Annotated in this window: 11 protein-coding genes; 3 read left to right on the plus strand and 8 right to left on the minus strand. The window is 47.3% G+C overall.

The window, feature by feature from the left end; genetic code table 11:
- Positions 1 to 2: 2 nt before the first annotated feature.
- The 5 genes from H7R39_RS08965 to H7R39_RS08985 are packed head-to-tail and all read right to left on the minus strand — an operon-like array spanning position 3 to position 7,002.
- A complete protein-coding gene (locus H7R39_RS08965) occupies positions 3 to 1,670 on the minus strand; it encodes an AAA family ATPase (RefSeq protein WP_185898908.1) in 1,668 nt (555 codons plus the stop codon).
- Positions 1,657 to 2,946: a tRNA (N(6)-L-threonylcarbamoyladenosine(37)-C(2))-methylthiotransferase MtaB gene (gene mtaB, locus H7R39_RS08970; protein ID WP_185898909.1), complete on the minus strand. Its 1,290-nt coding sequence runs from the start codon at positions 2,944 to 2,946 to the stop codon at positions 1,657 to 1,659. Before mtaB ends, H7R39_RS08965 begins: the two co-directional genes overlap by 14 nt.
- The gene (locus H7R39_RS08975) at positions 2,936 to 4,531 is read right to left on the minus strand and encodes a mechanosensitive ion channel domain-containing protein (RefSeq protein WP_185898910.1); all 1,596 of its coding nucleotides are present in this window, start codon (positions 4,529 to 4,531) and stop codon (positions 2,936 to 2,938) included. The genes mtaB and H7R39_RS08975 overlap by 11 nt, the downstream gene beginning before the upstream one ends.
- Positions 4,528 to 5,565 (minus strand): 3-dehydroquinate synthase, encoded by a 1,038-nt coding sequence (gene aroB, locus H7R39_RS08980; protein WP_185898911.1) that lies wholly within the window; start codon positions 5,563 to 5,565, stop codon positions 4,528 to 4,530. The genes H7R39_RS08975 and aroB overlap by 4 nt, the downstream gene beginning before the upstream one ends.
- Before the next feature lie 33 nt (positions 5,566 to 5,598).
- Positions 5,599 to 7,002 (minus strand): COG3400 family protein, encoded by a 1,404-nt coding sequence (locus H7R39_RS08985; protein ID WP_185898912.1) that lies wholly within the window; start codon positions 7,000 to 7,002, stop codon positions 5,599 to 5,601.
- A gap of 35 nt (positions 7,003 to 7,037) precedes the next feature.
- Here H7R39_RS08985 and tgt point away from each other — a divergent pair, with 35 nt between their 5' ends.
- Both tgt and H7R39_RS08995 read left to right on the plus strand, forming a co-directional pair.
- Entirely contained in the window at positions 7,038 to 8,174 is a 1,137-nt protein-coding gene (gene tgt, locus H7R39_RS08990) for a tRNA guanosine(34) transglycosylase Tgt (RefSeq protein WP_185898913.1), read from the plus strand.
- Positions 8,175 to 8,183: 9 nt separating this feature from the next.
- The gene (locus H7R39_RS08995) at positions 8,184 to 8,876 is read left to right on the plus strand and encodes a CorA family divalent cation transporter (RefSeq protein ID WP_185898914.1); all 693 of its coding nucleotides are present in this window, start codon (positions 8,184 to 8,186) and stop codon (positions 8,874 to 8,876) included.
- A 105-nt stretch (positions 8,877 to 8,981) separates the two neighbouring features.
- On the opposite strand, the gene H7R39_RS09000 is transcribed toward H7R39_RS08995, so the two are convergent.
- From H7R39_RS09000 to H7R39_RS09010, 3 genes are read right to left on the minus strand one after another with little or no spacing between them, the layout of a single operon-like run.
- Positions 8,982 to 10,325, minus strand: a complete 1,344-nt coding sequence (locus H7R39_RS09000; RefSeq protein ID WP_185898915.1) for a TolC family protein — start codon at positions 10,323 to 10,325, stop codon at positions 8,982 to 8,984.
- Positions 10,326 to 10,327: 2 nt separating this feature from the next.
- Positions 10,328 to 12,256, minus strand: coding sequence for a MacB family efflux pump subunit (locus H7R39_RS09005; RefSeq protein ID WP_185899418.1), 1,929 nt, complete (start codon positions 12,254 to 12,256; stop codon positions 10,328 to 10,330).
- 18 nt (positions 12,257 to 12,274) lie between these two features.
- Positions 12,275 to 13,486, minus strand: coding sequence for an efflux RND transporter periplasmic adaptor subunit (locus tag H7R39_RS09010; RefSeq protein WP_185898916.1), 1,212 nt, complete (start codon positions 13,484 to 13,486; stop codon positions 12,275 to 12,277).
- Between the two features lie 145 nt (positions 13,487 to 13,631).
- Between H7R39_RS09010 and H7R39_RS09015 the strand changes: the two genes are divergently transcribed.
- Entirely contained in the window at positions 13,632 to 14,543 is a 912-nt protein-coding gene (locus tag H7R39_RS09015) for an AEC family transporter (protein WP_122871381.1), read from the plus strand.
- The last annotated feature ends 19 nt before the right edge of the window (positions 14,544 to 14,562 follow it).

Genomic DNA, 14,562 nt, shown 5'->3' on the forward strand with positions numbered 1-14,562 from the left:
ATTTAGTTGTAATACTCTTTGATAATTTTGCCCAGCGCGTCTTTATCGATACTCTCAAAAATCTCGATATGCTCGCTGATGCGCTCTAGCTGAGTTTTCATACCGGCTAAAAACGTTCCGACCTCGGCGTACGCCTCTTGCAGTAGCTCCTCGGCCTCCGCCGCGCTTGGCGTAAAGGTATGCCCCATGCCGTACTCAAAGACCATATTTTGCGCGATTTCGCGGGCTTTTTGGATGTCGACGTTGGAGTTTGAAAAGGTATCGTCTTTGACCATCTTTAGCGCGCTCATACCAGCCAAACAGACCTTGATACGCGCAAACATCTGCGAGCGCGACTCTATCTCTCGCTCCGGACGCATAAACTGCTCCTCAACGAGCGAAATTTTTTCAAATTCTATCCCGAACCAATACGCCGCCAAGGCCTTTGCGCCCTGATAGAGCGCTTGGATGCGCTTTTCCTCGTCGTTGTAGCTTAAAATCCTCTTTTTTCCGAGCAGGACTTTGTTTAAAACGCTTTCAAAATCGCTAAATTCGATTATCTCGCCGTCGCGTCTTAGCGCATTTATCGCGGCTTCGTTTACGAGCGTAGAAAGCGCCGCCCCGCTAAAACCGACGCTGATACGCGCCACGTCCTGCGCCTCTACGCTCGTGTTTTTGTCTTTTAGATAGGATTTTAAAATCTCGACTCTATCGGCAAAATCAGGCATCGAAAGAAAAATTCGTCTATCAAATCGCCCCGAGCGCAGCAGCGCCTCATCTATCATCTCGATACGGTTAGTTGCAGCGATCACGATGACGCCCGAGTTATCCTCAAAGCCGTCCATCTCGGTCAGTAGCTGATTTAGCGTGGCCTCGCGCTCGTCGTTTCGGTTGCCGCCGCGCACCTTACCAACGGCGTCGATCTCGTCGATAAAGATGATGGACGGCGCATAGGCTTTAGCCTTTAAAAACAACTCATGCACGCGTTTTGCGCCCATACCGACGTAAATTTGCACGAAACTAGCTCCGCTTTGGTAAAAAAACGGCACTCCCGCCTCGCCCGCGACGGCCTTTGCCACTAGCGTCTTGCCTACGCCCGGAGGCCCGACCATCAGCACGCCTTTTGGCATTTTGATGCCGAATTTTTTATATTTCGTCGGATTTTTTAGAAAATCCACGATCTCACTTAGCTCAAATTTGACGTCCTTTATGCCCGCTACGTCGTCAAATTTGACGTTTGAGATAGCAGGAGCAACCGAGCTAGCGGCGATATTTTCATACTCATAGACGTTTGCTTTTTGATTTTCGTTTTGAGCGGCGAGTCTTTGTTTTTTAAGCCTCGCATAAACCGCAAGCCCCGCAAAACAGATAGCAAGTAGCGCTAGCACGGCTAAAATTTCATCCAGCACGGGCGTCTCTTTTTTTAGATCGACGGGGACTTTTTGCACCAGAGCGCGCATATCCACGCCGTCTTTTACGATGATATATTTGTTGCCGCCCTTAGTCGTGAGTTCCAGCTCGCCGCCGTTTACGGTCGCGCTTGCGATCATGTCGCCCTCTAGCAGCTTTTCATAGCTTTCGTACATTATGTTTTTGGGTTGATTTCTGCCTACCGCAACGGCTAGCAAAACCGCCAAAATAGCCGTCAAAATCACGATGATCTTTTGTTTATTTAGCTTAAATTTGTGCATAGTCGCCCTCGCTTTTTACTTCAAATTTATCTATGACCGCCCACTCTTTTAAAATTTGCTTATCCGTTTTGATTTTTACTTTATTATAAAACTGATCGAAACCTTCGTAAAATTCGCCGTTTAGCTGCTCAACGAGAACGTTTAGGCTCCCGCCTTTTTTGGCGTGCTCTTGTCTAAATTTAAAATTATTTTCCGCTACGATTTGCTTTAAAATTTTAAGCCTAGCCTTCGCCACATCGCCGCTAACGTCCATTTTCATATCCGCCGAATGCGTGCCTGTGCGCGGCGAATACGCAAAGCAGTGCAGATGCGTGAGCGGAAATTTTTTAAAATTTACCAGCGCCTCGCTCCAGATCTCTTCGCTCTCGCCCGGATGCCCCACGATATAGTCGGTTCCTAGCGCAAAGCCCATCTCGCTAAGCTGTAAAAATAGCTCCAAATCCCTAAAGGCCTGATTTCGCCGCCTCATAATGCGCAGCATCGCCTCGCTCGTGTGCTGAAGCGCGATGTGCAGATGCCGCTCTAGCCAGCTCTCTTTTAAAATCTCGCGAAAGCTCTCGTCTATCTGGCTAGGCTCTATGCTGCCTAGCCTTATGCGCTTTATGCCGCCTATTTTACCGATCCTGCCTAGCAGTCGCCCTAGGCTTGAGCCCGTATCCTTGCCGTAGCTGCCGATGTTTGTACCCGTTAGCACTAGCTCGTTGTAGCCGTTATAGGCTAAAATTTTAGCCTCGCGCAAGATCGCTTCCTCGTCCATACTGCGCGCCTTGCCGCGAACGGCGGGGATGATACAGTAACTGCACGCAAAGTCGCAGCCCTCTTGGATCTTGATAAAGGCTTTGGTGTGATTTTCGTAGTTTGTTACGATATTTTTGTCTATGCTTTTTAAATTTCCCAGCTCGAAAAACGGATCTTGCGACTTTAGCAGCGCGTTTATATCCTCTTTCTTACTCGCGCCTATCACGCCGAAAACCGCGCTTTTGTTAAACAGCTCCTTACCCTTGCTCACCGCGCCGCAGCCCGTTAGTATCACTCTGGCGCCTCGTTTTTTTATACCGTTTATGTAGCTGCGAGCGCCGCTATCTGCTGAGTTTGTGACCGTGCAGGAGTTTACCACCACGATGTCTGCTTCGTTTTCGTCGCTAACTATATCGTAGTCTTTGACGTAGCTTTTCATCAGCTCAGTATCGTAGATGTTCGTGCGACAGCCGAAGGTTTTAAAAAATACCTTCTCTCGGCGCGGCTCTTGCTGGGTCAAATTTGAGTTAGGCTTCATGCTTATCCTCGCCGCCTTCGCCGATCGGCTTTGACTCGCCGGCTTTTACGCGCCTATCCATGTATAAAGTCTGCGTCGGATAGGCGATCACGATGTCGTCGTGGCTAGCGATGGCTTCCATGATCTCCGCGCTTATCGTGCTTCGCAAAGATAGCGTGGCGAAGGTGTTTGCCATATACCAGACCGAAATTTTTACGCCGTAAGGCTCGATAAAGGTAAACACGCGCGGCTCGACGTTTGGATTTTTGATGCTGTATTGATTTCGCAGCTTGCTCATTTGTTTTTTGGCGATCTCGGTGTAGCCTTTAGAGTATTTTCGCGCGATATCTTTGATGATGTGAGCGGCTTTTTTGTGATTCGACTCAAAGCTACAAACAACGTCGATACCGTCCCAGACGGTCTTCATGCCGTGGTGCGAGTAGTTTGCGATCAGATCGGTGAATATATAGTTGTTCGGCACGAATATAATGCGCCCCGCTCTGCGATTTGAGTTTACGGTGACTATCGTGACGTCCTCGTAAATAGTCATCCTAAGCAGCGAGATATCGATGATGTCGCCCACGACGTCCTCTCCGTCCTTGCGCACCTTGATGCGGTCGCCGACGTGAAAACTACCGCCAAAAACCACCACCGTCCAGCCGAGCATACTCATAAACATATCTTTCATGGCAATCGCGATACCTGCAGACGCAAAGCCCAGCACCGTGACGAGATAGGTCACGTTTTCGATATAGGCAAAAAGCAAAATCATGATGATGAGCGTGATGTTTACGAGGTTTATAAATTTGTTTGCCGTATAGAGGCGCTCGTTATCCGTGATCGTCTTTTTGATGATAAATTTGAACAAAAACGAAAGCCCGATCACGACTACGATAAATATACCGATATCTAGCGCCTTTTTCATCTGCGCTTTGATATCCTCGCTGGTCCGGTTTATCGCCTCGTTTACGCGCTTTTCATACACTCCGTAGGTTGTTTTTGCGATGTCGGCCGCGGCGTTAAATTCCGCCAGCTCCTGTCTAGCCTCCGCAAGCTCTGCTTGAAAGCGCGCGTCGTCGCTCAAATTTACGATCTGGGTTAAAATTTGCTCTTTTCTGGCTAGCTCGTCGGTCGTCTTAGAAAGCCCGTCTAGTCGGCGTTTATACTCGTCTTTTTCGCTTCTTAGCTGCTTTATGTGAGAAAAGCCCGAGATCACGGCGACTGGGTTGGTTATCTTTTGTAAAATTTCTATCTCGGGAGCCGTTATCATGCTAGAAAACGGCGCTTTTTGAAACTCTCTTAAAAGCTCGATCTGCTCTTTTAGCGTACTTTGTTTTTTTTGTAGCTCGAGTACTTTTTCGGTATTTTTAGCCTGTTTTTTTATCGCCGCTTCGATTTCATCAAGCTCCGCGCTTAGCTTTTGAAAGGTGTTGTAGTTTGAGTATCGAGTCGCCCAGATGTTATCGGCTAACTCGTCCTCGATAAGCGACAAAGACGCGTTTAGCTCGGATAGCTGAGCTTCTTTTGTCCCGTTAAAATCGCTAGGTATATCATCTAGCGAATAAGCAAAGAGCGCAAAAAATAAAATAAATAAAATTTTTCTCATTCAAACTCTCTTAAAACGTCCATCACCAGCTCGCGCGGCACGTCTTTTCGTATCTCGTATGCGCCGATACCTCGCGGCAGGATAAATTTGATCGCCGAGTTTTCCGCCTTTTTATCAAGGAAAAACGCCTCGTAAAAGCCGCTTGCATTTGGCACCTTGTAGCTTATCGGCAAGTCAAATTTGACTAAAAGCTCCGCCACGCGCGCCTTTTGATCCTCGCTCATGAGGCCAAGCTTCACCGCTAGCGCGTTAGCCATATTCATGCCGATCGCCACCGCCTCGCCGTGTAGATATTTTTTATAGTTCGTTTCGTTTTCTATCACGTGAGCGAAGGTATGGCCGTAGTTTAGCACCGCGCGCACGCCCTTTTCGCGCTCGTCGGCCTCTACGGCGGCGGCCTTTATCTGCACGCAGCGGTAGATCAAATTTTGCAAATTCGCCTCATCCGTCAAATTTGCGCTCCCCATCCACGAAAATAGTTTTTCGTCAAAGGTTATCGCCATCTTCGCAGCCTCTGCAAGTCCCGCGGCAAATTCGCGCTTTTCAAGCGTCTTTAAAAACCCGGTTTCGCAGTAAACGGCGCTAGGTTGATAAAACGAGCCGATCAGATTTTTGCCGAATTTATTATTTACGCCCGTTTTTCCGCCTACGCTCGCGTCCACTTGGGCTAGCAGGGTCGTGGGGATGTTTATAAATTTGATCCCGCGCTCGAAAATGCTCGCCGCAAAGCCAGCCATATCGCTCACCACTCCGCCGCCAAGCGCGATAATCACGCTGCTGCGGTCAAGGCGGCTGACGAAAAGCTGCTCTAAAATCGCCTCGATAGTTTGCATATTTTTATACTCTTCGCCGTCTGGGACGCTGATGACGAATTTTTGCGGACAATCTATGCGCGAGAGTAAATTTTGCAGATAAAGCCCGCCTACTTTTGCGTTTGTCACGATAGCGACTTTAGCGTCAAATTTAAGCTCTTTTAGCTCGTTTATATAGACGCCGTAGCCAGGCTTACCGTCAAATTTTATATCTATTTTCATCTTATTCTCCGCTTTTATTTTATCCAAAATAGCCTAATTTATCGGTATAAAAATCTGATAGTTGTCGCTAAGGCGCGCGTATAGGCGGTTCATATCGTTTGAAAACGCCGCAAAGGCATCTTTTTTACTGATCTTTTTTGTAAACGGCACGAACTGGAGCAAATTTCGCTCTTTTTTTAGTCTTAAAATCGGATTTGAGTTTTTGTCCTCCACGACCTCGATCTTGCGTCCGAAAATCTTAGCCAAACTATCAAAATGCTCCTCCATCTCCTCGTCCGCGCCGCTTCGGCCGAAGTGATAAAGAGTTATCGGCATATCAAGCTGCGAGCAGCAGTCCATGATGACGGCCGATTGGCTTTCTATCTCGTCGCCAAAACCGCTACTTAGCACCACGCCCTTTTTGATCTCGTCGATGTCGCTTTTACCGATGGCGGCGACCGGTTTTTTTAGCTCGAAAAGCAGCCTTTTGTGCGCGGCGAAAAATTTATTATCCGTTACGACTAGCCCGACGTCGTTTTTGAAAACGTCGTCTTTTATCTGCCCTACTCCGCCTCCGAAATAATCAAACATAACCGTCGCCATCTCGTCGTTTACGGATTTTAGCTTTTCGTAGGCTAAATTTAGCGCCGGATTTACGACCTTGACGAAAAGGCGTCTGTTGTTTAGCTTTTCGTGCAGTTTTAGACTCTGCTCAAGTAGCCTTATGCACAGCTTTTCACCCATCTTTTTCATGTCTAAAAACAGATAGATATTATGCCCAAACGGGTTTGGAAACTGCCCGGTTTCTTTTTTTACGCTTCTAAATACGCTTAAAAGCACGCTTGGTTCGCCAACTATGAGCAAAACGTCGCCGGGCAGGATCATCAAATTTGGCTTTGCGATCATGAAATTTGAACCGCGATAAATCATCGCTATGCGCCATTTTTTCTGCGTTATGGAGCTGATGTGACGGTACATAAAGGAGCTGCCTACGGGCACCTTTACTTCCATTATCTCGCCCTTGCCAAGGCCTAGGTTATCGGCCACGACGGGGATGTCGGGCAAAAAATCCATGAGCCTAGCCGTTAGCACCGCGCGGGCATCTAAAATAGTTAGATGCGAGTCGTCCTCTAGTCCGCCAAGCCCCCAGAGATCCAGCATCAAAATTTCCGTTTTTTTGCTGATTTGACGCAGGTTATTATAGACGCTGACCGTATCAAAGCCGTCTTTTAGCATTATCATAAACTGGCTGAAATAACCGCTGGCTACTTGCCTCAGTCTATCAAGGCTCGTGGGATCAAAGCGGTAAAAGGTAAAATTTTCTAAATTTACGTCCGAGTAATCCTCGTCTCCGCAAGCGATAACTACGTAGTGATGCGTGCTACTTCTGCTTACGAATAGTCTTTCTAAGAAATGTTTCGCTACAATGCCGTCCGCAACTATCAAGATATTTTTCATTAAAACTCCAAATTTAAAGGGACTATTATATCAAAATGACTTTTAGTATAGATAAAACGGACGGTGCGGCGCGCGCGGGCACGCTAATCACCGCTCACTCGACGATAAAAACGCCCGTGTTTATGCCAGTTGGCACCGTAGGTGCGGTAAAAAGCCTAGATGCCGTGGATATGATGCAGATTTTAGACGCCCAAATAATCCTTGGCAACACCTACCACCTCTACTTGCGCCCTAGTAGCAAGGTCGTAAAGGAGCTTGGCGGCCTGCACGGCTTTACTAAATTTAACCGCTCGTTTTTAACAGATAGCGGCGGCTTTCAGGCCTTTTCGCTGAGCAAAATCTCAAAGCCCGACGAAAACGGCATCAAATTTAAAAGCCATATCGATGGCAGCGCGCACTATTTCACGCCGCGCTCGGTGCTAGATACTCAGTACGACCTAAACTCCGACATCATGATGATCCTAGACGATCTAGTCGCGCTTCCTGCTGAAAAAAAGCGCGTAGAGCTAAGCATCAAACGCACGATAAAATGGGCGCGCGAGGCGATAGACTATCATAAATTTAAGCGAGATTTAGGCGAAGGGCTCACGCAAAATATATTCGGCATAATCCAAGGCGGCACGGACGAGGCGGCACGTAAATTTTGCGCTGAGGCGCTGTGCGAGATGCCTTTTGACGGGCTTGCTATCGGGGGGCTTAGCGTAGGCGAAAGCAATCAAGAGATGTACGACACCGTGCAGGCCGTGATGCCATACATAGACGCGACGCGTCCGCGCTATCTCATGGGCGTAGGCACTCCTGAAGACCTCGTAGAAAACGTGGCTCGCGGCGTGGATATGTTTGACTGTGTGATGCCGACGCGAAACGCGCGCAACGGCACGCTATTTACGAGTTTCGGTAAGATAAATATTAAGTCCGCGAGATTTGCAACCGACCGCGCTCCGATAGATCCCGAGTGCGACTGCTACGCGTGCCAAAACTACTCGCGCGCCTATCTTAGCCACCTATACCGAGCGGGCGAGCTGACGTTTTTCCGTTTGGCGAGCCTACACAACTTGCATTATTATCTAAATTTAATGCGACAGATGAGAGAAGCGATAACGGCGGGCGAATTTGAAAAATTTAGGCGAAATTTCTACGCCAAACGCGGTAAAGACGCGCCAAGCATATAAGGCAAAACAGTGAGCGAGCGCGATATCTCTGGGTACTTTTACGACGAGGAGTGCGAGTACGTCTATCTCGTGACGGACGGCAGCGAACAAAACTATAAATTTATCTTTAAAGACGACAAAATTTACGCCCAGGACGGCAGCGAGAGCGGCGCGGAGGAGTTTATCCGCGTCGTAAAAAAGATAACGAGCGAGTTTCGCGCCAAGATCGCCGAGCACTCCGCCCAGCTTGAAAGCTACGAGAAAATTTACGCGGGTAAGAGGGATTTTACTAAATTTATCAAAAAGCACGCGGTCTTAAAATACGAAATACGCAAATTTCAAAATAAAATTTCGCACTTTTACGAGGCTCTGGCGATCTGTCAAAACGAAAGGCCCGAGCTAAAAAAGCAGCTCAAAAACTACGTCTACGAAGCCGGCGTACTAAAAAACGCCGCCTACGAAAACGCCGCTAGGATAGACGATATATACGCGCATATACAGAGCCTAAAAAACGACAAAATCAACCGAAACATCTACATCCTGACACTACTTTCGGCACTATTTTTGCCGCTAAATTTGATCACGGGATTTTTCGGGATGAATACGAACGGGATGTTTTTAAACGGCTTTCAAAACGGCACGGCAATCGTCGCCGGATCTATGCTTGCGCTTTTTGCGACGCTAGCGGGACTGTTTTATTTTCTAGGCAAACGGCGCGAGTAAATTTGCAAGGTCATTTGCGGCTAGCTAAATTTAACTAGCCGTCAAATTCGCTGCAAATTTAACGCACCCAAAAAACCGCAAATCAGGTGCGCGACATAGTCAAATTTACTCCGCTTTTCCAGCCGTCGCTTTATAGATACCGATTTCGTCTTGCAAAATTTTATATTTTTGAGCGATCAGGCTGATCCTACCTTCAAGCAGCGAATTTTGCGCCTCTAGATAGTTTTTTAGCTCGGTTTTGCCGTAGTCGTATTTGAGTTTATATATGTCGCTGATAGAGCTTAGATTTCGCAAATTTTCGTTTAAATTTCGCAAAACCGCCTCGTCTTTTTGCAGATTTTTATAGCTCGCGTCGATCTCGTTTAGCGCGGTCGTTAGCGTCTGCGCGTAGTTTAGCTTCATCGTCTCAAACTCAAGCTCGGAGATTTTTAGCTTTGATTTAAGCTTGGAGTAGTTTAAAAACGGCAAATTTATCGCGATATTTCCGCTTAAGAAATTTAGCTTAAGTCCCTCGCTAGCACTATCTCCGCTACCGCTAAGTCCTGCGCCTACCGTGATGCTGGGATAAAAGTTTTTTTCGCTAACTTTAACCCCCAAAAGCGCCTCTTTGATGCGCGAGACCGCGGCTTGCAAATCAGGACGCGCGCCGATAACGTAAAGCGGCACGTTTAAATTTACGCCCTGAGGCGAGATATCGCTCAAATTTCCGCTCAAATTTAAATCAAACTCAGGCCTAACGTTTAGCAGATTTCTTAGCGTTTTTTCTGCCGCATCAAGGCTCTTGGCTGCGTTTAAAATTCTATTTTTAGCCGAGATTACCGAGCTTTTTACCTGTTTTAGGCTTAGCTCCTCTTCTTTGCCTAGCTCAAATTTGGCCTTTATAATTGCCTCAAGCTCTTCGTAGTTTTTTAGCGTCTTTTCGTATAGATTTATGCTCTCTTTTTGATATTTCACTTCAAAATACGCATCTGCGACGGAGTTAATGAGCGCAAGTCTGGCGGCCTCTAGGTCGTATTTAGTCGCATTTACTTCCCACATGGCGGCGTCTGCGGAGTTTGCGAGCTTGCGCCACAGATCGATTTCGTAGCTTAGCGATACGCCGCTTTTGTAGCTCTCATTCCAGCTACCGCCCGTTTTTATATTTTTACCAGTTTCCACGCCCAAATTTGCGTTAAAGCTAGGCACGAGATCGGCTTGCAAGACGCCTGCTTGAGCTAGGGCTTTATTTACGGCGACGGCCGATTTTGCCAGGTCTATATTATTTTTTAACGCGAGGCTGATTAGCTCGTTTAGCCTAGGTTCGTTATAGCCTCGCCACCACTCGCGGTTTATTTTTATATCGGCGCTTGCGTCCTCTTTTAGCAAAATTTGCTCGTAGTTTTCGTTTATCTGCGTTACCGCGCAGCCGCCGAGCAAAAGTGCGGCTAGGATTATGGAGATTTTTTTCATTTTTATTCCCTTGAAAGAGCGTCGATAGGATTTAGCTTTGAGGCGCTGCGAGCAGGCATGTAGCCAAATATCACGCCTATCGCGCTAGAAACGACGAGCGCGACCACGATAGATGTCTGTGAAAATATCATCTTTATATCGGGCGCGAAATTTTCCGTTAGATACCCGATACCAAAGGCAGTCCCGACGCCGATGAGTCCGCCGATGAGACACAGCAGCACGGCCTCGATCAAAAACTGCTCGAGGATATTTCCCTGACGCGCGCCGATCGCCATCCTGATGCCGATCTCTTTGGTGCGCTCGGTTACGGAAACTAGCATGATATTCATCACGCCGATACCGCCCACTAGCAGCGAGATAAAAGCGATACAAGAGATCAGCAGCGTCATAGTCCTCGTAGTCTCCTCGATCGTTTTTTTGATCGTATCGGAGTTTCTGGTGAAAAAGTCCTTTTTACCGTGCTTGGCGGTTAAAATTTCCGTTAAACTCTGCTCGGCGATTTGCGCGTTTACGCTGTCTTTTACCTTAACCGTGATAGATGACAGGTGCCTATCGCCGGTTAGCTTGTTTATGACCGCGGTGTATGTAGAAAACGTGCGCAAAGTGCTGGAGTCTGCGAACATATTGTCGTTTTTGGCTACTACGCCGATGATCCTAAATGGGCGTTTGTTAAAAAGCACGGTCTTGCCCAGCGGATCCTCATTTTTAAAAAATTGCTCCCTAGTTGGCTGATCTATCACGATCACGGACGCCGACTCTGCGACCTCTTGCGCTGTAAACACTCGCCCAGCCTCTACGGTGTAACCCATCACGTTTAGGCTCTCCTCGCTGCCGCCCCTGATCGTAGCCGAGGCTGATTTGTTGCCGTAGGTGAGCGTGCCGCTAGCAGAGGCGTTTGGCGTGACGCTATCTAGGTAGTCTTGCTTAGCTAGCATTGCCGCGTCGCTCACGGTTAGATTTTTAACCCTCTCCGAGCGCATATCACCAAAACCCTTGCCGTTATAGATATCTATCGTATTCGTGCCGATACCGCGGATATCGGAGAGGATCTGCTCCTGCGAGCCCTGCCCTAGCGCCACGACGCAGATAACCGAGGTGATGCCGATGATGATGCCAAGCATCGTTAGCACCGAGCGCAGTTTGTGGCTAAGTATCGCATTTATCGACATTTTAAAGCTCTCGATAAACTGATCTTTGTAAAAGCTAAAGATATTTTTACGCTTTGGGCTAGGTTTTTCGGAGGCGAAAATTTCCTCGTTTTTTACCGTATCGCTCAAAATTTTGCCGTCTTTTATCTCGATGACGCGGTTTGCGTATGCGGCGATATTTGGGTCGTGCGTGACGATGATGATGGTGTGGCCTTGTTTGTGCAAATTCGTTAAAATTTCCATCACCATGAGGCCGCTTTTACTATCTAGCGCGCCCGTAGGCTCGTCTGCTAGGATGATCTCGCCGCCGTTTATGAGTGCTCTAGCGATCGAGACTCGCTGCTGCTGTCCGCCGCTAAGTTTATTGGGCAAATTTTGCAGCTTTTCGCCAAGACCGAGCCCTTCTAAAAGCTCGCCGGCCTTTTTCTCGCGCTCTTTTTTAGAAATGCCCGCATACACGCTAGGCAAAGCTACGTTTTGCAGCGTAGATAGCGTAGATAAAAGGTTATAGCGCTGAAAGATAAAGCCGAATTTTTCTCTGCGCAAACGCGCTAGCTCGTCGCCTTCAAATTTAGATATGTCGCGCTCTTCTAGCAGATACTGTCCGCCGCTTGGATTATCTAGGCAGCCAAGGATGTTCATGAGCGTGGATTTACCCGATCCGCTCTGCCCGATGATAGCGATAAACTCGCCCTTTTTTATGCTCAAATTTACGTCTTTTAGCGCGTCAAATACGTTATCGCCGAGCTTAAATTTCTTACTTAAATTTTTAAGTTCTATCAAATTTTTCAAGACGTCGCCTTAGAATTTCATTCTTCTTTTTTCTTTTTCGAGCATCGCATTGATTTCAGCCGCCGAGTTTTGTTTCGTCACGACCTCCTCGCCCTCTTCTACTCCGCTTAAAATTTGAGTTTTTAAGCTGTCGGTTAGTCCCGTTTGCACCTCTCTTCGCTCGGCCGTATCTAGCCCGTCTTTATCCTTTTTTAGCACGTAGACTACGCTTTTGCCGTTCTCTTTTTTTATAGCGATCGACGGTACGATAACGGCGTCTTTAGCGCTATCTAGGATGACGGTATTTTGCGTGGTCATACCGATCCTTAGCGTACCATCGGCATTATCCACGATAGCTTTGGCATAGTAGTAAATCGCCGAACTACTCGAGCTTGAGGCGGTCGAGCCGGAGCTTGTGGTCGTGGTGTATTTGCCGTTGCTTAGCGTGGTGAGGCCCGGATCTATCGAGCTAATACGGGCGTGAAATTTACGGTTTGGCTCGGATAGTATCGAGTACTCGACTCTTGAGCCTACTTTTATCTTTGTGATGTCGCCCTCGGCGATCTCCATTTTTAGCTGGACTTTGCTTAGATCTGCGATGTTTACGATGGTGGGCGTAGTTTGATTTGAGTTTACGGTTTGACCTTCCTCGACCTGCACGGAGACCACGACGCCGCCTTTTGGAGCCGTGATTTTAGTGTAGCCAAGGTCTATCTGAGCGGTGTTTAGAGAGATTTTAGCCTGCACAATTTGCGCCTCAATCTCTTTTAGCGAGGCTTCGTTTGCGGCTAGGGTATTTTTAGCGTTTTCAAACTCCTCTTTTGAGGTTGCGTTTTTAGCAAAAAGCTCTTGCTCGCGCTTAAATTTGGTCTTTGAAATCTCAAGCGCGACTTTGGCCGAATTTAACTTCGCTTCGTAAATACCAAGCTGGGCTTTTTTGGTATCTACGTTATTTTGCTGAGTCGCGGAGTCGATTTCTGCTATCATGTCGCCGGCTTTTACGACGTCGCCGAGCTTTACGTAGAGCTTTTTAATCTGGCCGCCTACCTGCGCGCCCACGTCGATTAGCTCAGTAGCGTAGATCTCGCCGTTACTTTCGATACTTTTTACCAGCTCGCCGCGAACGGCTTTTGAGGCGATAAACTGATCGACTTGCGGGACGTTAAAATTTTTATCGTAGAAGTAGTAACCAACCCCCGCTAGCACGGCGAAAACCGCGATAAATTTGATAAGTTTTTTCATTATTTCTCGCTTTTTAAAATTTAACGCGAGATTATATACAAAAATGCGTTAAGGCGATGTTAAGTAATTCAATTAAATTTTATTTTTCTTTAATGCGAGCCGCCGTATAATCGCATTTTTGAAATTTATAACTCGGATTACGCAAATGTTTACGCAATTATTATCTATTTTTATCATTATCGCCTCAGGCTACGGGGCGAAAAAATTTAAAGTCTTTGAGCAAAAAAACGCCTCCGTATTCATAAACTACGCGCTTTGCTTCGCGCTTCCGGCGCTGATTTTCGACAAAATTTACCACGTAAACATCGACACTACGCTTATCAACGTCATCGCCACGGGCTTTGCTTGTTCGATGCTGGGCGCTGCGGCGATATTTTTGGCGTGCAGATTTTTAAAATTTAACAAAGCCACCACCGTGAGCGCCGTACTGCTGGGAATGTTCGGAAATACCGTATTTATGGGTATGCCTATCATCAAAGGCTTTTTCGGCGAGGACGCGATGAACGAAGTTATCTTTTACGATCAGTTAGCCACCTCGATCCCGATTAGCATTTTTGGGCCTTTTATCCTGGCTTTCGGCGCTCCGGCAAAGGTTTCGCTCGTGCAAAACGTGATGAAAGTAGTCAAATTTCCTCCTTTCGTCGCGCTCATCTTAGGCTTTTTGCTTCGCGGCGTTCCGCTTCCAAAGGTGCTATTTGACGCACTTACGCTTTTTGCGCAAAGCGTCGTTCCGGTAGCTCTTTTTGCGATCGGCATCGGACTTGGATTTCGCAGTATCAAGAGCTGCTATAAATCAACTGCAGTGGTAATCGCAGGCAAGATGTTGCTAGCGCCTTTTATTTTTATATTAGTCACGATAGTTTTTAGCGTAAATTTCGGTCAAATTTGGATGATAGGCATCCTGCAGTGCGCCATGCCGCCGATGGTGCTAGCAAGCGCGATGATCATGAAGGCAGAGCTTGATAGCCAGCTAGCTGTCGCCGCTGTGGCCGTGGGAGTCGCGTTTAGCTTTATTAGCCTGCCGCTTTTATCGTACGTTTTTAGCCTGATGGCATAAATTCACGCTCGTTTCACGT

This window comes from Campylobacter massiliensis (assembly GCF_014253065.1).
Lineage (GTDB): Bacteria > Campylobacterota > Campylobacteria > Campylobacterales > Campylobacteraceae > Campylobacter_A > Campylobacter_A massiliensis.